Source organism: Glycomyces lechevalierae (assembly GCF_027622945.1).
Classification (GTDB): domain Bacteria; phylum Actinomycetota; class Actinomycetes; order Mycobacteriales; family Micromonosporaceae; genus Glycomyces; species Glycomyces rutgersensis.
This window is the reverse complement of sequence record NZ_JAPZVQ010000007.1, coordinates 89,529-110,711: the sequence shown is the minus strand read 5'-3', so window position 1 is coordinate 110,711 and position 21,183 is coordinate 89,529. Positions and strand designations below refer to the sequence as shown.

The window sequence follows — 21,183 nt, the reverse complement described above, 5'->3', positions numbered from 1 at the left end:
TGGGTTCCTTTTAGTATCCGATGATCTCGGGCCAGTGGATTTCGACGCCGGCCTCGACGAGGACGGCCTGGAACCGGCTGACCAGCTCGGGTTTCGAGCAGACCTCCGCGGGGGTCAGCGAGCGGTCGAGGCAGAACGCCGCGAGCTCGCCGGCGGATTCGCCGATGTTCCATTCGACGGGGTGCAGCCGGTACGCCCCGTTCGTGATGTGCGTGGTGCCGATGTTCTTAGCGGCCGGCAGCAGGTTCTTGGTGGCGACCGGGACGAGCGCGCCGAGCGGGATCTCGAACGGCGCGCACTCGACGTCGATGTAGTTGTCGCCGCCGGTCGAGGGGTGCAGGTCGATGCGGTACATGCCCACGCCCACCGAGTCCGGGAACGTGGCGGGGCGGCCGTGGCCGCGCAGGGCGACCGCCACGTCCTGCTCGACGACCGTGCGCATCGCGCGGATGCGCCGGGACTCGCGGATGTACGGCGCCTGCGCGAAGCCGTCGTCGGTGCCCACGACGTCGCCGCGCAGGCGCAGCCCGGGCCACCCGGCGCCCCCGTCGGGCCGGGGCGCCTCGGTCTGGAGCCAGTGGACGAACGCCCGCGACTGGGCCTTGGCTGCGCGCAGGTGCTCCTCGCGGTCGGGGGTGTCGATGACGGACCCGCCGAGGTAGTCGAGCTGCGGCCAGTTCGCGAGCACGATGTCGCTCTCGAGGCTGCCGGGCAGGAACGTCTCGCGGGCGGCGATCCGGCGGAAGACCCAGAGGTCGAGGTCGCCGGGGTCGTCGCCGTGGGCCTCGTCGCGGCCCACGGTCGCGTACGGCGGGTTGACGTTGAAGGTGCGCGTCTCGGGTTCGAGGGTGCGCGGGCTCGGCGCGGTGAACGAGAGCATCGCGTCCCCCCAGAAGCCGGGCGCGAGCGCCCGCCACCGGTCGTAGTCCGCGGGCCGTTCGATGGCGTGGTCCTCGCCTTCGACGTGGTCGAACACGAAGCACCAGGCGATCGACTGCACGTTCGCGGGGTCGCCGTGCTCGGGCGCGGAGGGCTCGCCGGTCTCGGCGCGGCTCTCGGCCCCGGTCACGTATGCGGTCCCGGTGAGCGGCAGCAGGTCCCCGGTCTCGGTCGCGTCGAGCACGAACGCGGCCTCCACAGTGGTCTCTTCGCCGGTCTCCTTGTGCCGCAGCGTGACCGAGCGGACCGTGCCGTCGACCGTGGCGGCCGCGACGGGCACGTGCGGCTGGAGGACGGTGAGTCGGCCGCTCGAGAGGTGCGGGGCGAGCATCTTGGTGATGACCGCGAGCGCGACGCGCGGCTCGTGGCACAGGCGGCTGACGCGCCCGCGTCCGGGATTCAGGTGCCGGTCGCGGCGGGCCGCGTCGGTGAGCGGGTAGGCCTCCCGGTAGTACTGGCGGATGCCCTCGCGCAGCGCTCGGTAGGAAGCGGTGACCCCGAACTGCTCGACCCAGACGTGCTCGTCGGGCGGCACGGCCTGGGAGGTGAGCTGGCCGCCGAGCCACGCGTACTCCTCGCTGAGGACGACCCGGCGCCCGCGCCGCAGTGCCGCGAGGGCGGCGGCGACGCCGCCGAGCCCGCCGCCGACGACCGCGATGTCCGCTTTGATCGGCGTCATCGGGCACCGCCGCGCGCGGTGAGGGTGTCGCCGAGCGCGACCTCGCCTTGGAGCAGGCGCTGGATCTCGATGCCGCCGCGCTCGTCCGGCGCGGTGGAGATGAGCTCCTGGAGGAGCGCGAGCGCTTCGGCCGCGATCTGCTGGCGCGGGGTGTGGAACCCCGAGAGCGCCCGCCCCCCGATGCGGTGGCCGCGCACCTCCGCGAGCGCCGCGAGCGAGAGGCCCGCGCCCTCGTCGCCCAGGGCGAGGGCGATGTCCTCCACCAGGAACGCGTCCTCGGCGAACACGGCCGTCGCACCGGTCTCGGCGACGAGGCCCGGCACCCCGGCGAAGTCGTCCCCGACGACGGCGAGCGCCACGTCGGGGCCGTCGGCGCGCGCGACGGCGGCGAGGCGGTCCCGCGCGGTGGGGCTGTTGCGGTCGCGGTGCATGTAGAGGATCCGCTCGTGCCCGAGCTCAGCGGCGCGGTCCAGGAGCGCCCCGGTCAGGGCGCCGTAGTCGATCCCCACGTACGGCACGGGCGCGTCGGTCTCGTCGCGGCGGCCGACGGCGACGAACGGGAAGTCCTCGGCGACGAGCCGTTCGAGGTCGTCGCCGTCCATCTGCTGGCCGAGCAGGACGCAGCCGTCGGCCAGGCGCAGCCGGGTCTGGCGGTGGAACAGCCGCCGGCGGCCCTCCTCGACGGGGGAGCTGGTGAAGAAGAGCAGGTCGCAGCCGAGCGATTCGGCGGCGCGCTCGATGCCGTTGAGCAGCGGCCCGTAGAAGTCCATGCTCTCGGGGGTCAGGGCCGACTCGTAGGTGAAGACGCCGAGGATCTTGTTGTCGAGCCCGGCGAGGCGGCGCGCGGCGGGGTCGGCGACGTAGGTCGACTGCTCGATGGCGCGGCGCACGCGCTCGCGGGTGGCGTCGGGGATGCGGATGTTCGAGCCGTCCCGGTCGTTGAGCACCATCGACACGGTCGTCTGGCTGACTCCGGCGATGCGCGCGATCTCGCGCTGGGTGACCTTGCCGGGCTTCGGTGTCATCTGTCGTTTCCCATCGAACTCGATAATGCGCATTAGCAACGCGGGTTCCCGGAACGATAATACGTATCAGCAAATTCCGCAAGCACCCTTGACACGAGACTTCGCCGCCCGGCACGATGTGCTGCAACCGCTGATAATGCGAATTATCACCCCGCGGTCCGACCACCGGCCCCGGCCCGGCCCGCTCGCGGCCGCTCCGGGGCCGCGCGAACAGCATGGGAGACAGACGATGACGTCTGACCGAACACACGAGATGACCCGCCGCGGCCTCCTCGGCGCCACCTTCGCCGCGGGCGTCATGCTCGCCGCCGAGGCCAGTCCCGTCGAAGCCTGGGCCGCCGACGGCGACGTGGTCCTGAGCGCGAGCGGCGTGAGCGTCCTCGCCAGCGTCGGCGGCCGCGTCGCCATCCGCGACGGCCAGGGCACCACCCGCTCCGCCGGCTCGAAGTTCCAGGTCAAGGACAGCGCCGCGGGCGTACTGATCTCGACCGGCGGCACCCCGACGCTCACCAGCCTCGCCGACGGAACGCCGGCGATCCGCATGGACTACACGATGCCCTCGACCGCGGTCGCCGTGTACGGGCTCTTCACCGTCTCGACCAACCATGTCGGCCTGGAATGGCACGTCACCGGCCCGGCGACCCTCGTCCCCGACGGCTTCCAGTTCAGCCGCGCCATCCAGAACCCCACCGAGCCGGACGGGTTCGCGCCCATCACCGAATGGGCGCGCGACACCGGCGGCGGCATCCCCTTCGAGGAGACCGTGGGCATCGCGCACACCTCCACCTGGGGCGCGCTCCACGGCCTGTTCCTCCTCGCCGACTCGCGCCAGTCGTGGACGAACGCCACCTGGATCCACGCCCCCGGCGTGCCGCAGACCGACGAGAGCATCGTGAGCCGCGCCGACTTCCACTTCAGCGACAAGCGCCCCACCGCGACGACCTCGATCGGCACGGGCCGCGAGATCGGCGTCGAGATCTGGACCGACCGGCCGTTCAACCTCTGGGACGCCGCGGGGGCGACCGCGAGCGTCCGCGTACAGGTCGCCAACGGCGCCCCGAGTACCAGGGCCGTCGACCTCGCCTTCCTGGTCAAGGACTTCAACGGCGCCCAGCTCGCGAACACCGCGGTCACGAGCACCGTGCCCGCCGCCGCCGTCTGGGACCACACCTTCACCGTGCCCGCCCCGGCCGCCGGCATCGCTTTCGCCGAGGTCACCGCGACCTCCGGCGACGACGAGGCCTTCGTCCGCACCAACCTCGCCGTCCTCGGGCCCTTCACCTACCAGTCCGGGGCCGACGGCATGTTCGGCATGGCGAACTACCCGTGGCTCCAAGTGCCCTCCGCCGACGCGCTGCTGGACCTGTGGCAGCTCGCCGGGGTCTCGCGCGTGCGCATCGCCTACGACGGCGGGCCGGGCCTGCCGCCCGCCGCGTTCGACGCCCGCGGGATGGCGCACAACATCGAACTCCAGCCCGCGCTCGACGTCACCGACACCGTTGCCGCGCAATGGGCCCAGACCAACACCGACATCGCCGTGGCCGCCGGCGCCGAGTACTTCGAGGTCGGCAACGAGCTCAACCGGCCCTTCAACACCGGCGCCGCCGCCCAGGCCTACATCGACAAGGCCCTGCGCCCCGTCCACGACTACGTGACCGCCACCGGCGCGAACCTGAAGATCCTCAACAACGGGCTCGCGGGCATGGACGAGCCGTGGGTCGAGAACTTCATCGCGGGCGGCGGCTGGGACCTCGTCGACGGCTTCGCCTACCACCCCGGCCGCGGCAACTTCACCCCCGACTACATCCCCGACGGCGACTGGGACGCCGGTGCCACGGGCAAGTACTGGAACTTCCTCGGCGGCCTCCGGAAACTCCAGGCGCTCATGGCCGTCCACGGCGAGAAGGAGATCTGGCTGACCGAGGCCTACGCCTGCACCCGCCCCAACGCGTGGTGGAACGACACCTACCGGGCCGCCGCCGAGAACGTCTTCCTCACCCTCGCCATCGCCAAAGCCGAAGGCATCCGCAACGTCTGCTGGTACCAGTTCCACGACAGCGTCCTCGGCCGCCCGCAGGTGGCCCGGCCCGAGAACGTCGAATACCACTTCGGACTCATGAACCGCGACACCAGCGCCAAGCCCTCCCTGCTCGCCTACGCCACCGCGGCCCGCGCCTTCGACCAGGCCGCCCCGCTCGGCTGGCTCTCGTTCGCCGACCCGAACCACAAGGGCCTGCTGTTCGACACGCCCGCAGGCGAAGCCGCCGTCCTGTGGAACCGCGCGGACGGCTACGTCCTCAACGCCGACCACGACCCGGCCGGCGCCTACTTCCCGGCCCCCGAACCGTGGGTCGACCACTGGCCCACCAAGACCCCGCTCAAGGTCAAGGCCGCCGGGTCCACCCTGACGCAGGTCGACTGCATCGGCCAGCGCCGCACCCTCCCGGCCGCCGCAGGCTGCGCCACCGCAGTCCTCGACGGCGCCCCGCGCCTGTTCATCGGCACCGACCTCACCGACCACCTCGCTTAGCAGGCGCCGGTGCCCCGGAAGGCGAGCCGCCCGGGGCACCGCGGATGCGGTCGCGCAGGGCCGCAACGGCAAGGAGATCGAGCAGCGGACCGACGCCTGCGGCACCGACCAGGCCGCGGACTTGACCGGCACCCCGCACCCGCTGCGGCGGCACGGGAAGCGCACGCGTATGCGGCGGCGGTCGCGAGCAAGGGCATGCGGCGGGTTCCTCAGTCCTTCTCGGTGGCCACGGCGGAAGCGGAGAGCAGCGTCGCAGCGGTGAGTCCGCCCCAGAGGGCGGTCGGGCCGAGGGCCGCGAGCGTGGTGATGACCGCCGGGGAGACGGCGAGGCCGAAGCCCGTGGAGAGCTGGAAGCGGGCGAGCGCGCGCCCCATCGCGTGGTCCGGAGCCAGGGCGGTGACGAGCGCGGTCGCGCTGCCCGCGTACAGGATCTCGCCGACGGTGCAGATCAGGGACACGGCCGCGATCGCCGGAGCCGCCCAGCCGTGCCCCCACAGCGTGGCCGCGAGGAAGCCGAGATACGAGCCGCCGAGGACCACACCGCCGAACGCCAGCACGGCCCGGCGCGGGTAGCGGGACATCAGGACGGTCACCGGCACCTGCAAGGCGACCACCATGACCGTGTTCGCCACGAACACGACCGCCGACCACGCCGGGGAGGCGTCCAACTGGGTCACCAGGACCAGGGGCAGCGCGATCTCGGGCACGTTGAGGCAGAACGTGTAGACGACGTTCGCGGCCAGCAGCGTGCGCATCCGAGGCGGCGGTCCTTCGTGCTCGACCACTTGGGCGCCGGCCGGATCCGCTCGCAGGCGGACCGACCACGTCAAGGCGGCCGCCGCGACGTAGGCGAGCCCGGTGACGGCCGCCAGCCCCTGCAGGGCGGCGGCACCGCCGGTCAGGAAGGCGAGGGCGAGGAGCGCGCCCGCGCCCATGCCGCCGTTGCGCAATGCGCGCCCGGCCGCGAGTGCGGCGTCGCGCTCGCGGCCATGGGCGACCGTGGCGACCAGGGCCGCATGGGCGGCCGGCCACGCCTGGTTGCCGACGCCGAGGAAGAGCGCCGCCGCCGTGAACATCGCGACGTTCCCCGCGGGAGCGGCGAGCAGCAGCGCCACTCCCAACACGCGCACCAGCATCGACGCCGCCACGACCGTGCTGCGGGCGCCCCGGTCCAGCCACCGGCCTACGAAGGGCGTGCACGCCAGGGCCACGATGATCCCCGCCGTCATGGCGCCGCCGGTGACCGGCGCGGACAACTCCAGCACCGTCACCCCGTACAGCAGCAGGAACGGCCGCAGCAGCCCGGTTCCGAGCGCGTCAACGGTCAGGGCGATGGCGTAGCGGGGGCCTCCGGAGGCGCGGACGAGCGCGCGCGGCCGGATCTCGGCGGTGGTCGGCATGGCGACAACGATGCGTGCGGCCGCCGAAGCGACCGCGTCGATTGACGGTGTTCGTCAACCCGTGCGGAGCCCGCCCCGCCGACCGGCGAGAATGAGGGCATGGCGTTGAGGATCGACATCGGCGGGCTGCCGCCCGGGCGGGTGCGGTTCTCGGTCTCCCCGCTCGCCGAACTGACCGCGATGCTGCACGTGCTCGCGGAGCCCGCGCACCACCCGCAGCACGTGGCGTGGGCCGGGAGCGTCTGGGCCGGGCTGCGGCCGGAGCTGGCCGAACTGCTCAAGGAAGCGGAGTTCCTCTGGCGCTCTTCACGAGCCGACTTCCTGATTCCCGCCCGTCCGCGGCCGACGCTCGCCGAGGAACTGGACGATGTGGACCGGATCGACGACGAGGCCTACGTGACCGCCGCGCTCATCACCACCTGCGGCAGCAACCGGATCCACTTCGCCGCCCCGTCACCGCTCGCCGACGCGGCGGCGCGCGACCGGGCGCTGGGCCTCGCGCAAGCCCGCGGCGCCGTCCAAGAGGCCTTCGCGGAACGGCTGCTCGCCGACCCCGCGACCGTGCGGGCGAGGGTGCGCCGCACCCTCGAGGAGTGCGCCGAGGCCTTCTTCGACGAGGCATGGGCGGACGTCGCCGTGCGACTCGCCGACGACCGGCGACTGAAGCACGATCTGCTGCAGCGCCGCGGCCTCGGCGCGGCGCTCGCATCGGTCTCCGGTGCCATCGGCCTGGCGCCGGACGGCGACGCCGTCATCGTGGACAAGCTGCAGGACTCCGCGACCACCGCCGGCGACGCCGGAGTCACGTTCCTCCCCAGCGTCTTCGGACGCCCGCACCTGGTCGCGGTCTACGCCCCCGGGTGGAATCCGGTCGTGCAGTACCCGGTCACCGAACCTGACGCGCCGACCCCGATATCGCTCGCGGCGGTCACGCTTCGGCTTGAGGCGCTTGCACATCCGGTGCGGCTGCGGCTGCTGCGCACCCTGGCCCGCGGGGCGCACACCACCGGCGAGCTGGCCCACGCCTGGGAGCTCTCGCCTCCGGAAGTCTCCCGCCACCTGGCCGTCCTGCGCCGCGCGGGACTGCTCTCGTCCCAGCGGCACGGCCGCTACGTCCGCTACAGCCTCAACACCACCGACCTGACGGCCCTGGGATCCGACCTCCTTGCGGCCGTCCTGCGCTGAGCGCGGTCGTCCGCCACTCAGCGCCGTACCAGGGCGAACCAGTCGGCAGCCAGTCGATACTCAGCGCGCGCGGGGTGCCGAGACCGATTCGCGCCACACGATCGTCTGCAGATCGGTCTCCTGCTCCGGGGCCTCGTCGCCGCGGATCGCGGCGATGAGGCGGCGCATCGAGTGGGCGCCCAGGCGCTGCCGGTCCTGGAACACCGTCGTGATGGACGGGATGAAGTGGTTGCTCAGGAGGGCGTCGTCCCAGCCGGTCACGCTCACGTCCCCCGGGACGCTCCACCCGCGCTCGACCGAACCTCGGATCGCCCCTGCCGCAAGGATGTCGTTCGCCGCGATGACCGCGAGCGGCAGCACGTCGCCGGGCAGCGCGTGCACGCACGCCTTCGCGGTCATGCCGCTCCAGTTGCCCCCCACGACACCGACGGACTCCAACCCGAGCCGCTCGACCGTGGAGAGGTAGGCGTCGCGGCGCGCGACGGCCGCGGGGTACGTGGAAGGGCCCGCGATGTGGAGGAACCGCCGGTGCCCAAGGCCGACAAGGCGTTCCATCATCTCCACGAGCGGGGTCGCGTCGCTGAACGCGCCCGTGGCGTGCATTTCCTCGTCGAACTCGGTGAGCGCGAGGAACGCGGGCGCCGAGTCCGCGGCCGGCAGCCGCGGCGTCGGGATCGGCGAGAACGACAGGACCCCTTCGTACTCGTACGAGGCGAGGAGGTCGTCGACCTCCTGCGCGTGCCCCTCGGACTCGAGCGGCAGGTTCACCACCTCGACCGTGTAGCCGGCCTCGCGCGCGGTGCCCACCGCGCCCTCGAGCAGCGGCACCAGGTTCAGACCCGAGAAGGGGACGACGACGGCGAGCCGCCCGGTCCGCTGCGTGCGCATGGAGCGCGCGGCGAGGTTGGGGCGGTAGTTGAGTTCCGCGGCCGCCTGCAGGACCTTCTCCCGGGTCGCGGCCGAGATGCCCTCGCGCCCGGTGAACACGAACGAGACGGTCGACTGCGAGACCCCCGCGAGCCGCGCGACGTCGTGACTGGTCGGCCGTTTCCCCATGCCTGCATCCTCCATCGTGAGAATCCCGCGCGGAACTCTTGACCGGGCGGATGTGCCGTGCTCATACTACCTACTACGTCTTAGTAATACGTAGTAGAAGTTGCGGGGAACCATGCTGAGAGTTGGAATCATCGGGACCGGCGGGATCGCGGGAGCGCACGTCGACGGGTACCTCGCGTTCCCGGAGGAGTGCGAGATCGTCGCGCTCGCCGACGCGGTGCCGGGCAAGGCCGCGGAGAAGGCCGCCTCGTTCGGGCTGGCGAACGCCGTCGGATACGACGACCCCGTGCGGATGCTCGCGGAGGCGCAACTTGACCTCGTGAGCATCGCGACCCCGCCGTCCACCCATGCGGCGCTGGCGGTCGCGGCCCTCGACGCGGGGGTGAACGTCCTCGTCGAGAAGCCGATGGCGCCGTCGCTGGAGGAGTGCGACGCGATGCTCGCGGCGCAGGAGCGCTCGGGCAGGCTGCTCTCGGTGGTGGCGCAGAACCGCTTCCGCGACGACCTCGCCGCCCTCAAGCACGTGCTCGACTCCGGGCTCCTCGGCTCGGTCTCGCATGTGCGGGTGGACTCGGCGTGGTGGCGGGGCATGCCGTACTACGACCTGTGGTGGCGCGGCACCTGGGAGAAGGAGGGCGGCGGCTGCACCCTCAACCACGCGATCCACCACATCGACCTGCTGCTGTGGCTGCTCGGGAGCCCGACCGAGGTCACGGCGATGCTCGCGAACGCGCAGCACGACAACAGCGAGGTCGAGGACCTCTCGGTCGCGGTGTTCCGGTTCGAGCGGGGCCTGGCCCAGCTGACGAGCTCGGTGGTGCACCACGGCGAGGAGCAGGAGATCGTCATCCAGGGCGAACATGCCCGGGTCTCCCAGCCGTGGAAGGTCATGGCCGAGCGCTCGACCGAGAGCGGGTTCCCCGCGCAGGGCGGCGACCCCGAGCTGGTCGCCCGGATCGAAGCGGTTGTCGCGCAACGCGAGCCGCTGCGCCACCATGGGCACGAGGGGCAGATCGGCGACCTCCTCGCCGCGATCCGCGAGGGCCGCGCGCCGATCGCGGACGGGCGGGACGGCCGCGCGGCGATCGAGATCGTCACGGCGATCTACAAGGCCGGCATCGAGCGGGCGTTCGTGTCGCTGCCGCTGCGGCCCGACGACCCCTACTACCGCGCCGGCCGGTTGGTGGAGCGCGCCCCGCACTTCTACGAGAAGCAGCGCTCCCTCGCCGAGGCGGCCCAATGAGCGCGTCGTCCTTCCCCGGCGGGACCTCCCTGTCGCACCTCGCGGTCTACGAAGGCGCCGCACCCGACGGCGTCTGCGGCGGCAGCCCCCACATGCACCTCGTCTCGACCGAGGCGTACCTCGTGACCGAAGGCCAGGGCGCGCTCCAGACGATCGACGGCGAAGGCTTCCGCGAGACCGCGCTCGAAGCGGGATCGGTCGTGTGGTTCACGCCTGGAACGATTCACCGCGCCGTGAACCGCGGCGGCCTCAAGGTCATCGTGCTGATGAGCAACGCCGGTCTGCCCGAAGCGGGCGACGCGGTGATGACGTTCCCGGCTGCGATCGTCGCCGATCCGGCCGCGTACGCGGCGACGGCCGATCTCGGCGACCCCGACGGCCGCGGCGAGCGCGCGGCGCGGCGGCGCGATCTCGCCGCGGACGGGTTCGCCATCCTGCGCGACGCGGTGGTCGCCGGGGACCGCGGACCGCTCGAGGACTTCTACAAGGCGGCGGGCGCGCTCGTCCGCGACCGCGCCGCCGACTGGGGCCGGCTCGTGCGCGAGCGCCCCCTCGCGCAGGCCGAGCAGTCGCTCGCGCAAGCCGACGCGATCGCCCGCGGCGACCTCGCGCACCTGGGCGAGGCCCGGGTGCAGCAGGCCGTTCCCGCTGCGGGCGAACGGAAGTACGGCATGTGCGGCCGCCTCCGCACCTACGACGTCACCGGTTAAGGAGCACTTCCAAATGGACCACCCGTACACCTTCGACCCCCTCCCGCAGCCCGTCGTCGAGCCGGGGGAGTTCGCGTTCGCGGCCGTCGGCCTCGACCACCCCCACATCTTCGGCATGACCGAAGGCCTCATCGGCGCCGGCGCGACCGTGACCATGGTCTACGACCGCGATCCCGACCGGGCCGCGGCGTTCGCGGAGCGGTATCCGACCGCGCGCGTCGCGTCCTCGGAGCAGGAAGTGCTCGACGACCCCGAGGTGCGGCTCGTCGCGACGGCGGCCATCCCCTCCGAACGGGCCCCGATCGGCTTGCGCGCCATCGAGGCCGGCAAGGACGCGTTCGCCGACAAGGCGCCCATGACCTCTCTCGAGCAGCTCGAGGCCGTCCGGGAGGCGACCGCGCGCACGGGCCGCAAGTACGCGGTCTACTACGGCGAGCGGATCCACAACGAGGCCGCGATCCTCGCGGGCCAGCTCATCGAGCGCGGCGCGATCGGCAAGGTCCTGCAGGTGGTCTGCTTCGGCCCCCACCGCATCGGCGACGGGCGACCGGACTGGTTCTACGACCCCGCGCAGTACGGCGGCATCCTCTGCGACATCGGCAGCCACAACTTCGAGCAGATGCTGTACTTCACCGGCGCGGCCGACGGGCGCGTGTCGACCTCCTCGGTCGCGAACTACGCCCACCCGGAGACCCCCGGCCTCGAGGACTTCGGCGACGCCCACGTCGTGCTCGACAACGGCACCACGGGATACGTGCGCGTGGACTGGTTCACCCCGGACGGCCTGGGCGTCTTCGGCGACGGCCGCACCCTCCTGCTGGGGACCGACGGCTACATCGAGCTGCGCAAGTACATCGACGTCGGCACGGACAACGGCGGCGGCCAGGTCCTCCTCGTGGACCAGAAGGGCCAGTACCGGTTCAACGCCAACGGCATGGTCGGCTTCCCGTACTTCGGGCGGCTCATCCGCGACTGCATCGACCGCACCGAGACGGCCATGACCCAGGCGCACGCGCTGAAGGCCGCCGAACTCAGCCTGCTGGCGCAGCGCGACGCCGCCGTCCTCGCTCCGTAACCGGCCACGGCCACAAGCATTGTGGCGCCGACGCAGCGCGGTGCGCGATCCGCGATCGACCCCGGCCGTGACCCCCACGGCCGGGGACCCCTGAAGAAAGCGAGCAAGACATGGCGAAGACGCCATCCGCAACCCCGTTCAACCGCCGCTCGGTCCTCACGGCCGGCGCCGCGGCGCCCCTCGCGATCGGGCTGACCGCGACGCCGGCCCAGGCCGGCACGGCCCAGCCGCCGTCCGTCCTCGTCGAGCCGCGGCGCTGCCGCCAGGTCATCCGCGGATTCGGCGGCATGACGCACGCGAGCTGGATCGGGGAGCTGACCCCGTCCCAATGCGACACGGCGTTCGACAACGGCAGCAAGGACCTCGGCTTCACGATCCTGCGCATCCCCGTCCCCGAGGACCGCGCGAACTGGAGCGTCGACCTCGCCACCGCGCAGGCGGCCGCCGCCAAGGGGGCGCTCGTCTTCGCCTCGCCGTGGAACCCGCCCAGCGACCTCGTCGAGATGTTCGAGCGCGTCGACGAGGCCCCGGCCGGCAGCCAGTACGAGGCCGAGACCGCGACACTCGTGAACGCGCACATCGCCACCGACACCCCCGGCTACCAGGGCGAGGGGTACGCGCACTTCGACGGCGCAACGGACGCGAGCGTCGAGTTCGGCACCGTCTTCATCGGATCGACGGGCACCAAGAACCTCGCGTTCCGCTACTCGGCGCCCACCGCGGACGTGCACGCGGACGTCTACGTCGCCGGCGTCCTCGTCGCCCAGAGCGTGCTGTTCCCGCGCACCGAGACCTGGGCCTGGAAGTCGGTCCAAGCCGCGATGACGCCCGGCCGATGGCCGGTCACAGTGGCGGCCACCGGCGAGGGCGGGCCGGACCTCGACTTCCTCATGGCCGCGCCGTACACCCCGCCGACCGAGGCCCGCCGACTGCGCTATGACGCCTACGGCGCCTACGCGCAGCACCTGAACGACTTCGTGCTTCATATGCGCGACAACGGCGTCGAGCTGTACGGAATCTCGGTCCAGAACGAACCGGACTACGCGCACGACTGGACCTGGTGGACCGCAGCGGAGATGAACCGCTTCCTGCGCGACTTCGCCGACCGGATCGACTGCCGCGTCATCGCCCCGGAGTCCTTCCAATACGTGAAGTCGGTCTCCGACCCGATCCTCGACGATCCCGCGGCACTGGCGAATGTGGACATCGTCGGCGCGCACCTCTACGGCACGGCGTACGAGGACTTCCCGTACCCGCGCTTCGAGGACGAGGGCGAAGGCAAGGAGCTGTGGATGACGGAGGTGTACCACCCCAACAGCTCCAGCTCGGCGAACCTCTGGCCCGAGGCGCTCAAGGTCGCCGAGCACGTCCACCACGCGATGGTCGACGCCGAGTTCCAGGCGTACGTCTGGTGGTACCTGCGCCGCTACTACGGGCCGCTCCTCGAGGACGGCACGATCAGCAAGCGCGGCAACATGCTCGCGCACTTCTCGAAGTTCGTGCGTCCCGGCTGCGTGCGGGTCGAGGCCCAGAAGGAGCCGCAGGCCGGCGTCCTCACCTCCGCGTACGCCGGCGACGACGGGACGTTCGTCGTGGTAGCCGTGAACACGACGACCGCCGCGGTCGGCCAGTCGTTCGCGGTGCGGGGCCACCGGGTCCGCTGCGCGAAGCCGTGGCTCACCGACGCGACCCGCGACATGGCGGAGCAGCCCGCCGTTCCGGGCCGCGGCGACGGCTTCACCGCGTCGCTCCCGCCCGAGAGCGTCACGACCTTCGTCGTGTCGGCCTAAGGCAGGGGCCTCAGAACACTCGCTGCGGAGTGGCCCCGCCGCGTTTCGCGGTGGGGCCTTATAGGGAGTCGGACAGCCAGGCGCGGCCCGAGCCCCGGCGTTCGCGTCAAGGCGCGGGCGGGTCGCTTCCCAAGGGCTTGCGGAGCGCCCTGGGGGAGGCGCCGAGCTCGCGGCGGCAGGCCTTGTTGAACGCCTGGAGGTCCGGGATGCCCACGGCGGCCGCGATCGCCGGGATCGACAGGGTCGACTCGCGCAGCAGGTGCCCGGCCCGTTCGAGGCGGCGGCGCCGGATGTGGGCGACGACGGTGGTGCCGGTCGCGGCGTGGAAGAGCCGTGTCAAGTGGTTGTGGGACAAGCCGACCGCGGCGGCGATCTCCGGCACGGTGATCGGCAGCGGCAGGTGCTGCTCGATGTGGGCGAGCGCCGCCGTCACCGCCTGCGGGCTGCCTCCGGCGTGTTCGCTCGACGGCAGGCGGACGATGCGCCACAACGCCGCCCAGGCCTCGGCGGACGCCTGCGCGGGTGCGTCCGGGGCGGCGGTGATCGCGCGCCGCAGCACGTCGGCCAGCGCCGGCGCCGCCGGTCCGGCGTCCCGCATGGCCGGCGTCTCGACGGTCCGGCCCCGCTCGCTCAGGCGCAGGTGGAGGTACAGGTGCTGCGAGGGGCCGCGGTACAGGAAACGGGCCTCGACGCCGGCCGGGATGAGGCTGATGTGGCCCGGCCGGATCAGATGGTGGGTGCCGCCGATCCACAGGTCCGCCTCGTAGTCGAACAGGTGCAACTGCCACAGCTCGGGCAGGCGGAAGCGGTCCTCGGCGGTGGTGAGGCCGTGGACGGCGATGCCCGCGCCGACGACCTCGGGCGGTTGGTCCAGGTGGAGTCGAACTCGTTGCACAGTGAAAACCGACCACTAGTTGGTGAAAACATCCAATTGCAAAGGGCAGATGCCCTTCTAGTCTCATCGTATGACAACCACCAAGCATCTCCTGACCTCGGTCGAGATGGCGCGGTTCGTCGCCAACGGGTTCCACCGGATGGACGCGATCGTGCCCTCGGACCTCAACGAGCGGGCCCTCCCCGTGTTCGACGCGGGGCACCAGTCCCTCCCGCACGTCGACTACGGGACCCCCGTGAAGCGGGCCTTCCCCGAAGGCTCGATCTCGCGCGAGCTCGTGGAGCTCCCCGAGGTCGCCGGGGCCCTCCAGAGCCTCATCGGCGCCGACCCGACGGTCGACCACCACGCGATCCACATCCGCGAGCCGCACGAGGGCAGCGCGCAGCCCCTCCACGGCGACGCGATCATCGACACCCGCCAGGACGCGTTCGACGTGCAGCTCATGTACTACCCGCAGGAGGTCACCGCGGACATGGGCGGGACCCTCTCGGTCCCCGGCTCGCACCTGCGCCGCACCAACGAGTCCGACACCGGCCGCTACCAGAACCTGCGCGGCCAGACCCGCCTGACCTGCCCGGCCGGCACCGTCGTCCTGCTGCACCACGGGATCTGGCACGGCGGCCGCCGCAACGACTCGGACATCCGCCGGTACATGTACAAGATCCGCTTCAACCCGACCGTGCCGCAGGTGCGCACCTGGGACGTGTCCGATCTGGACGACCCGCAGGTGTCAGCCGAGCTCTCCGCCTACCACCCGTGGAGCGAGCACGCCACGAGCCGCCTGGAGATCCACAACCGCATCAAGGTGTGGCGCGCGCTCACCAACGACCCCTCGTTCGACATCGACTACTGGGCGACCCGTGTCGCCAACCGCCCCGGGAGGGTCTGATGAAGCAGCAAGTCCTCGTCCTCTACCTCAACACGTCCGGACTCGACTCGCACGTGCTCGCCTGGGCCAACTACGACGGCACCGGCAGGACCGACCCGACCACCGGCGACAGCGACGACCCGCCGTACGAGACCGGCGTCGAGGCGCTGCGCGACGGCTGGCGACTCTTCCAAGCGTCCCAACTGATCCCGCCGTACCCCGGGCACGAGTACGACACCTCGTTCCTCAAGCACGAGTTCTGGTTCGAGAAGATCGAATAGGCGAGACCCTCCGCCGCCGGACGCCGCCCCCGGCGTCCGGCGGCGCCCCACGAACAGAAAGCCGCACTGATGACCCTCGCCGACGGCGCTTTCACCTGGCGCCTGCCCGACCTGCATCTGAGCTTCGCGCACGGGGACCGCCCCGTCCGGCTCACCGGCCTGTCGACCGGCCCTGACGCGCCGTCCGCGCTCGCGCCGCAGGAGATCGTCGACCTCTTCACCGCCGCCGAGATGCGCGCCCGCTCCAGCCAGGCCTACGTCTGGTCGCACGTCGGCGCGCGGCTCCGCTACGTCGACCACACCGCGGGCGACACCGAACTCGTGGTGCGCCAGCGCGATGCGCGGACCGGCCTCGAGGTCGCCTCCCGCTTCCGCTCGGCCGGACCCGGCCTGCAGATCAGCCACACGGTCCGCAACACCTCGGACGCCGACGTCGTCCTCACCGCCGTCACCTCCGCGCAGTTCGCGGTGCCGCTGGGGGACTTGGACCTGCTCTGGGGCGAAGGCGAATGGCTCGGCGAAGGCCGCTGGCACCAGCGGCCGCTCACCGAGTACCTGCCCGACCTCAACCTCGAGTTCCACGGCCAGAGCGCCCGGGGCCACTTCGCCCTGACGAGCGTCGGCGCGTGGTCCAGCGGCACGGTCCTGCCCACCGGCGTCCTCGCGAACCCCGAAGGTCCTTCCGCCGCTTGGCAGATCGAGACCAGCGCCGGCTGGCACTGGGAGGTCTCCCAGCGCCGGGATGCGGTGATCGTCAGCGTGCTCGGCCCCACCGACCTCGAGCACCAGTTCGCCGAACGGCTCGCGCCGGGCGCTGAGTTCACCTCGGTCCCGGCCGGTCTCGTCGTCGCGGACGGGGGCCGGGACGCCGCGATCGGGGCGCTCACCGGCTACCGCCGCGCGATCCGGCGCCTGCGGCCCGCCGACGCCGCGCTCCCGGTGGTCTACAACGACTTCATGAACACCCTCATGGGCGACCCGACCACCGAGAAGCTGCTGCCGATCATCGAGGCCGCCGCGGACGCCGGGGCCGAGTACTTCTGCATCGACGCGGGCTGGTTCGCCGGCAAGGACGACGGCTGGTGGAGCGGCACCGGCGAATGGCGCGAAGGCGAGGGGCGCTTCACCGGCGGCCTCATCTCGGTCATCGACGCCATCCACGGCACCGGCATGCGCGCGGGCCTGTGGCTCGAACCCGAAGTCCTCCGCGCGAGCGCACCGCTCGCGCAGACCCTGCCCGACGAGGCGTTCTTCTGCCGCTTCGGCGAGCGCGTGATCGAGAGCGGGGCCCACCAGCTCGACTTCCGCCACCCCGCCGCCCGCGCCCATCTCGACGCCACGGTGGACCGGCTCATCGCCGACTACGGTGTCTCGTTCTTCAAGCTGGACTACAACATCAACCCCGGGGCCGGGACCGACGTGGACGCGGCGGCCCCCGGCGGCGGGCTCCTCGCCCACACCCGCGCCTACCGGGACTGGCTGCTCGCCGTCCAGGCCCGCCACCCCGAGGTGCTGTTCGAAAGCTGCTCCTCCGGGGCGATGCGCATGGACTACGGGCTCCTCTCCGCGGCGCACCTGCAGTCCACCAGCGACCAGCAGGACTTCCGGCTCTACCCGCCGATCGCCGCCGCCGCGCCCCTCAGCGTGGTCCCCGAACAGGCCGGGAACTGGGCCTACCCGGCCGAGGGGATGAGCCCCGAGGAGACCGCGTTCGCGATGGTCGCGGGCATCATGGGCCGCCTCTACCTCTCCGGGTTCCTGCACCGGCTCGACGAGCAGCAGACCGGTCTCGTCCACGAGGCCGTTGCGCTGCACCAGGACTGGCGGCAACGGATCGCCGCGAGCCGCCCGAGCTGGCCGCTGGGCCTGCCCGGGTGGAACGACGACGTGATCGCCCTCGTCCTCGACGCCGGGGACCGCTCGCTGCTCGCGGTGTGGTCGCGCGGCGAGGCCGCAGAGGTCGCCCTGCCGCAGTTGCGCGGCAGCGCCCTCGACCAGGTCTACCCTGCGCGCCTGGCGGCCTGGAAGGTCCGCACCGACGACGGCGTGCCCGTCATCGAGGCGCCCGCGGGCCCGGCCGCCCGCGTCTTCGAAGTGACCCCCGCTTAGCCGGCGCCGCACAGCGAACGGCGGCCCGGAGACGATCGCGTCTCCGGGCCGCCGCACCTCTTGAACGGGCGCAAGGGGAACCTCTGCACGCGGTCCGGTCATCCATCGCTCACTGTGAGCGTTCGGGGATGCGGTACCGTGAACCTTCACGGGCCCATGAGCGGCCCGATCGGAACCCTGGAAGGCTTGGTACGGGACGATGAACCACAGCTATGCCGGATACCTCTACGCGCACTTCAAGCGCGAATCGGTGGACGGCGAGCAGATCCACTTCGCGTTGAGCGAGGGCGGCGACCCGCTCCGCTTCGACGACCTCAACGGCGGCAAGCCGGTCCTGCACTCCACGCTGGGCGAACGCGGCGTCCGCGATCCGCATCTCGTGCGCTCGCCCGACGGCGACCGCGTCTACCTGGTCGCGACCGACCTCCGCGTGCACGGGCGCACCGACTGGGACGAGATGCAGCGCAGGGGAAGCCGCTCGATCATGGTCTGGGAGTCCCGGGACCTCGTCGACTGGGGCGAGGGTCGGCTCGTCGAGATCGCCCCGCCGGAGGCCGGGAACACGTGGGCGCCGGAAGCGGTGTGGGACCCGGAGCAGGAGGCGTACCTCGTCCATTGGTCCTCGAAGCTCTACGCCGACGCCGCGCACGAAGGCGAGAGCTACAACCGGATCATGTACGCCACCACGCGCGACTTCCGCGAGTTCTCCGAGCCGCGGGTCTGGGTCGATCGGGGCTGGAACACCATCGACGCCACCGTGATCGGGCACGAGGGCGTCCACTACCGCTTCCTCAAGGACGAGCGCGGCCGCGACGGCGAAGCGCCGCACGGCAAGTCGGTGTTCTCCGAGACCGCGGCGTCGCTCACCGCGGCCGACTGGAAGCCGCTGGCGGAGGGCATCGGCCTCGGCACGATCGCCCAGGGCGAGGGGCCGCTGGTCTACAAGTCGAACACCGAGGAGAAGTGGTACCTCTGGATCGACGAGTTCACCTCGGGGCGCCGCTACGTCCCGTTCGAGACCACCGACCTCGCCTCCGGCCAATGGATGCCGTGCCGCGACCACCGCCTGCCGAAGGACCCCTGCCACGGCGTCGTGCTGCCGGTGACCGCCGAGGAGGTGGAGCGGCTCCGTGCCGTCTGGGGTTGAAGCCGTGAAAGCGCCTTGCCAAAGCCGCCTGATAACGTTACCGTGAACCTTCACGATTCAATATCGTCTGAGTGCGGGCCGACCGCCCGGTCCGCCCCCGCCCAGGCGGCCAATAGCATGAGCTTGTGCAGGGGAATGGTGGCCCAGTGGGCAAACGGGTGACGATCCTCGATGTCGCAGCGGCGGCAGGGGTTTCGCGGCAGACGGTGACGCGGGCGATCAACGACATGGGGGACATCAGCGAGCCCACGAAACGCAAGGTCCTCGCCGCCGCCGAGCGGCTGGGCTACCGGCCGAGCCGGTTCGCCCGGAGCCTCGTCACCAGGCAGAAGACCCACGCGGTGGGTCTGGTCGTGGCCTCGTTGCGCAACCCGTACTTCACCGACATCGCCGCGGACATGCTCTCGGAGGCCGCTGCCCGCAAGTGGCAGTTGATGATCGCGGCCTCGGAACGCGACAGCCCCGAGCTGCTGCAGCTGCTGTCGACCCAGGTCGACGTCATCGTCGGGCACTTCGGGCTGCCCGACGCCGAGATCCGCGACGCCGCCCAAGGGCTGCCGATCGTGCTCCTGGAAGGCCGGAGCGACCTGCCCGGCGTCCACTCGGTCGAAGTCGACATCGAATCCGGGATCGGCGACGCGGTGAGCGCTCTGCGCGCGCGGGGGGCCCGGCGGTTCGGGATGGTCGACTCGGCGTACTCCGAGCGGATCCGCGGCGCGTACGAGCCCACGCCCAAGCGCCAGTGGTTCGAAGCGGCGGTCGGCGACGGCCTGGCCGGCGTCGTCGTCGGGGAGGAGTCGATCTCCGGCGGCGGCCGCGCCTTCGCGGAGCTCATGCGCCTGCACCCGGACATCGACGCGGTGCTCATGTTCAACGACCTGATGGCGCTCGGCGCGGTCCAGAGCGCTCATGCGATCGGCATCGCCGTCCCCGGAGACGTCCGCATCATCGGTGTCGACGGCCTCGCCCTCGGTGACGCGGTCGATCCGCCGCTCACCACGATCTCCCTGGACCAGCAGAGCCTGGCCTCGAACACCCTCGACATCGTCGAGATCATCGCCAAGGCTGATTTCGCCCGGATCGCACCGATTCATCGGACCGTTCGCTCGAAGGTCTTGTGGCGCGAGTCCGCCTGATTTGAAGAGCACCGCTTGACAAGATCGAAGCCGGTCTTTACCGTGAACCTTCACGGGCATTCCCGTGAAGGTTCACGGATCGGTTTTCGCGAAGGAGCGAAGGTGCATTTCAAGACCGGAGAGTGCCCGGAGAGGGCACGTACGGCGATCAGGGCGGAACGGTGACCGCCGCAGCGGCGCAGGCCGCGACGAGTCTCCGCGAACGCCGCCGCCAGACTCGCAGGCGGAACGTGCGCCGGCATTGGCAGCTCTATCTGCTGCTGGTGCTGCCGGTGGCCTACTTCGTCGTCTTCCAGTACATCCCGATGGCGAACAACGTGATCGCGTTCAAGGACTACAACGTGGTCGACGGGATCTGGGGCAGTCCCTGGGCCGGGTTCAAGCACTTCGAGCGGTTCTTCGCCAACCCGGTCGCGCTGGACCTGATCCGGAACACGCTGATGCTGAGCTTGTACGGGTTCCTGGCGGGTTTCCCGATTCCGATCATCCTCGCCTTGGCGCTCAACGAGGTCCGGGCGCGGTTCTTCAAGCGCACCGTGCAGATGGTCACGTACGCGCCGCATTTCATCTCGACGGTCATCGTCGTCTCGATGCTGATCCTGATCTTCTCGCCGCGGATCGGGTTCATGGCCGATGTGCTGGGGTTCTTCGGCATGTCGGAGAACTTGTTGGCTGATCCTGATGCGTTCCGCAGTGTGTACGTCTGGTCGGACATCTGGCAGACCGCGGGCTACTCGGCGATCATCTACATGGCCGCGCTGGCGGGTATCGACCCGAGTCTCTATGAGGCGGCGCGTCTGGACGGCGCGAGCCGGTTGCGGAAGATCTGGCACGTCGACCTGCCGGGCATCGCCCCCACCGTGGTCGTGGTGATGGTCCTCAGTGTCGGCAGTGTGATGGCGATCGGGTTCGAGAAGGCGTTCCTGCTGCAGAACCCGCTCAACCTCTCCACGTCGGAGATCATCGCGACGTACACGTACAAGATGGGCCTGCTCAATGCGGACTTCAGTCTCGCAACGGCGGTCGGGTTGTTCAACTCCGTCATCAACCTCATCCTCCTCCTGCTGGTCAACACCGTGTCCAAGCGCGTGACCGGCAACGGGCTCTGGTGAAGG

At 71.3% G+C, this 21,183-nt stretch carries 17 protein-coding genes; 12 read left to right on the top strand and 5 right to left on the bottom strand.

The annotated features are described in order from the left end of the window. Window positions 1–10: 10 nt before the first annotated feature. Entirely contained in the window at window positions 11–1,618 is a 1,608-nt protein-coding gene (locus tag O2L01_RS13410) for an FAD-dependent oxidoreductase (protein ID WP_270122450.1), read from the bottom strand. Next, window positions 1,615–2,643 carry a LacI family DNA-binding transcriptional regulator gene (locus tag O2L01_RS13405; RefSeq protein ID WP_270122449.1) on the bottom strand — a complete coding sequence of 343 codons (1,029 nt, stop codon included), beginning with the start codon at window positions 2,641–2,643 and terminating at the stop codon, window positions 1,615–1,617. The genes O2L01_RS13410 and O2L01_RS13405 overlap by 4 nt, the downstream gene beginning before the upstream one ends. 229 nt (window positions 2,644–2,872) lie before the next feature. On the opposite strand from O2L01_RS13405, the gene O2L01_RS13400 reads away from it, so the two are divergent. After that, window positions 2,873–5,173 (top strand): hypothetical protein, encoded by a 2,301-nt coding sequence (locus O2L01_RS13400; protein WP_270122448.1) that lies wholly within the window; start codon window positions 2,873–2,875, stop codon window positions 5,171–5,173. 209 nt (window positions 5,174–5,382) lie between these two features. On the opposite strand, the gene O2L01_RS13395 is transcribed toward O2L01_RS13400, so the two are convergent. After that, window positions 5,383–6,573: an MFS transporter gene (locus tag O2L01_RS13395; protein ID WP_270122447.1), complete on the bottom strand. Its 1,191-nt coding sequence runs from the start codon at window positions 6,571–6,573 to the stop codon at window positions 5,383–5,385. Between the two features lie 99 nt (window positions 6,574–6,672). Here O2L01_RS13395 and O2L01_RS13390 point away from each other — a divergent pair, with 99 nt between their 5' ends. After that, on the top strand, window positions 6,673–7,758 hold the full coding sequence (locus tag O2L01_RS13390) for a DUF5937 family protein (RefSeq protein WP_270122446.1): 1,086 nt from the start codon (window positions 6,673–6,675) through the stop codon (window positions 7,756–7,758). A 60-nt stretch (window positions 7,759–7,818) separates the two neighbouring features. Here the strand turns inward: O2L01_RS13390 and O2L01_RS13385 are convergent, their stop codons facing one another. Further along, window positions 7,819–8,814, bottom strand: a complete 996-nt coding sequence (locus tag O2L01_RS13385; protein ID WP_270122445.1) for a LacI family DNA-binding transcriptional regulator — start codon at window positions 8,812–8,814, stop codon at window positions 7,819–7,821. A 112-nt stretch (window positions 8,815–8,926) separates the two neighbouring features. On the opposite strand from O2L01_RS13385, the gene O2L01_RS13380 reads away from it, so the two are divergent. The 4 genes from O2L01_RS13380 (at window position 8,927) to O2L01_RS13365 (ending at window position 13,632) form a co-directional block, all read left to right on the top strand. Beyond that, window positions 8,927–10,057 carry a Gfo/Idh/MocA family protein gene (locus tag O2L01_RS13380; protein WP_270122444.1) on the top strand — a complete coding sequence of 377 codons (1,131 nt, stop codon included), beginning with the start codon at window positions 8,927–8,929 and terminating at the stop codon, window positions 10,055–10,057. Next, entirely contained in the window at window positions 10,054–10,767 is a 714-nt protein-coding gene (locus O2L01_RS13375) for a cupin domain-containing protein (RefSeq protein WP_270122443.1), read from the top strand. The genes O2L01_RS13380 and O2L01_RS13375 overlap by 4 nt, the downstream gene beginning before the upstream one ends. Window positions 10,768–10,780: 13 nt before the next feature. Beyond that, on the top strand, window positions 10,781–11,842 hold the full coding sequence (locus O2L01_RS13370) for a Gfo/Idh/MocA family protein (protein WP_270122442.1): 1,062 nt from the start codon (window positions 10,781–10,783) through the stop codon (window positions 11,840–11,842). Between the two features lie 110 nt (window positions 11,843–11,952). Next, on the top strand, window positions 11,953–13,632 hold the full coding sequence (locus O2L01_RS13365) for a CBM35 domain-containing protein (RefSeq protein ID WP_270122441.1): 1,680 nt from the start codon (window positions 11,953–11,955) through the stop codon (window positions 13,630–13,632). Window positions 13,633–13,738: 106 nt separating this feature from the next. Here O2L01_RS13365 and O2L01_RS13360 read toward each other — a convergent pair whose 3' ends face one another. Continuing rightward, window positions 13,739–14,527 (bottom strand): helix-turn-helix domain-containing protein, encoded by a 789-nt coding sequence (locus O2L01_RS13360; RefSeq protein WP_270122440.1) that lies wholly within the window; start codon window positions 14,525–14,527, stop codon window positions 13,739–13,741. 70 nt (window positions 14,528–14,597) lie between these two features. Between O2L01_RS13360 and O2L01_RS13355 the strand changes: the two genes are divergently transcribed. The 6 genes from O2L01_RS13355 (at window position 14,598) to O2L01_RS13330 (ending at window position 21,180) form a co-directional block, all read left to right on the top strand. After that, window positions 14,598–15,416 (top strand): phytanoyl-CoA dioxygenase family protein, encoded by an 819-nt coding sequence (locus O2L01_RS13355; protein ID WP_270122439.1) that lies wholly within the window; start codon window positions 14,598–14,600, stop codon window positions 15,414–15,416. Further along, the gene (locus O2L01_RS13350) at window positions 15,416–15,676 is read left to right on the top strand and encodes a hypothetical protein (protein ID WP_270122438.1); all 261 of its coding nucleotides are present in this window, start codon (window positions 15,416–15,418) and stop codon (window positions 15,674–15,676) included. Before O2L01_RS13355 ends, O2L01_RS13350 begins: the two co-directional genes overlap by 1 nt. A gap of 69 nt (window positions 15,677–15,745) precedes the next feature. Next, window positions 15,746–17,785 carry an alpha-galactosidase gene (locus tag O2L01_RS13345; protein WP_270122437.1) on the top strand — a complete coding sequence of 680 codons (2,040 nt, stop codon included), beginning with the start codon at window positions 15,746–15,748 and terminating at the stop codon, window positions 17,783–17,785. 199 nt (window positions 17,786–17,984) lie between these two features. Continuing rightward, window positions 17,985–18,932 carry a glycoside hydrolase family 43 protein gene (locus O2L01_RS13340; RefSeq protein ID WP_270122436.1) on the top strand — a complete coding sequence of 316 codons (948 nt, stop codon included), beginning with the start codon at window positions 17,985–17,987 and terminating at the stop codon, window positions 18,930–18,932. A gap of 146 nt (window positions 18,933–19,078) precedes the next feature. Further along, the gene (locus tag O2L01_RS13335; protein ID WP_270122435.1) at window positions 19,079–20,068 is read left to right on the top strand and encodes a LacI family DNA-binding transcriptional regulator; all 990 of its coding nucleotides are present in this window, start codon (window positions 19,079–19,081) and stop codon (window positions 20,066–20,068) included. 161 nt (window positions 20,069–20,229) lie between these two features. After that, a complete protein-coding gene (locus tag O2L01_RS13330) occupies window positions 20,230–21,180 on the top strand; it encodes an ABC transporter permease (protein WP_270122434.1) in 951 nt (316 codons plus the stop codon). Window positions 21,181–21,183: the final 3 nt, after the last annotated feature.

What these genes read in the sequence shown, in the direction of transcription:
- O2L01_RS13410 (WP_270122450.1), bottom strand. Translation starts at nt 1,618, where the DNA reads ATGACGCCGATCAAAGCGGACATCGCGGTCGTCGGCGGCGGGCTCGGC.
- O2L01_RS13405 (WP_270122449.1), bottom strand. Translation starts at nt 2,643, where the DNA reads ATGACACCGAAGCCCGGCAAGGTCACCCAGCGCGAGATCGCGCGCATC.
- O2L01_RS13400 (WP_270122448.1), top strand. Translation starts at nt 2,873, where the DNA reads ATGACGTCTGACCGAACACACGAGATGACCCGCCGCGGCCTCCTCGGC.
- O2L01_RS13395 (WP_270122447.1), bottom strand. Translation starts at nt 6,573, where the DNA reads ATGCCGACCACCGCCGAGATCCGGCCGCGCGCGCTCGTCCGCGCCTCC.
- O2L01_RS13390 (WP_270122446.1), top strand. Translation starts at nt 6,673, where the DNA reads ATGGCGTTGAGGATCGACATCGGCGGGCTGCCGCCCGGGCGGGTGCGG.
- O2L01_RS13385 (WP_270122445.1), bottom strand. Translation starts at nt 8,814, where the DNA reads ATGGGGAAACGGCCGACCAGTCACGACGTCGCGCGGCTCGCGGGGGTC.
- O2L01_RS13380 (WP_270122444.1), top strand. Translation starts at nt 8,927, where the DNA reads ATGCTGAGAGTTGGAATCATCGGGACCGGCGGGATCGCGGGAGCGCAC.
- O2L01_RS13375 (WP_270122443.1), top strand. Translation starts at nt 10,054, where the DNA reads ATGAGCGCGTCGTCCTTCCCCGGCGGGACCTCCCTGTCGCACCTCGCG.
- O2L01_RS13370 (WP_270122442.1), top strand. Translation starts at nt 10,781, where the DNA reads ATGGACCACCCGTACACCTTCGACCCCCTCCCGCAGCCCGTCGTCGAG.
- O2L01_RS13365 (WP_270122441.1), top strand. Translation starts at nt 11,953, where the DNA reads ATGGCGAAGACGCCATCCGCAACCCCGTTCAACCGCCGCTCGGTCCTC.
- O2L01_RS13355 (WP_270122439.1), top strand. Translation starts at nt 14,598, where the DNA reads ATGACAACCACCAAGCATCTCCTGACCTCGGTCGAGATGGCGCGGTTC.
- O2L01_RS13350 (WP_270122438.1), top strand. Translation starts at nt 15,416, where the DNA reads ATGAAGCAGCAAGTCCTCGTCCTCTACCTCAACACGTCCGGACTCGAC.
- O2L01_RS13345 (WP_270122437.1), top strand. Translation starts at nt 15,746, where the DNA reads ATGACCCTCGCCGACGGCGCTTTCACCTGGCGCCTGCCCGACCTGCAT.
- O2L01_RS13340 (WP_270122436.1), top strand. Translation starts at nt 17,985, where the DNA reads ATGAACCACAGCTATGCCGGATACCTCTACGCGCACTTCAAGCGCGAA.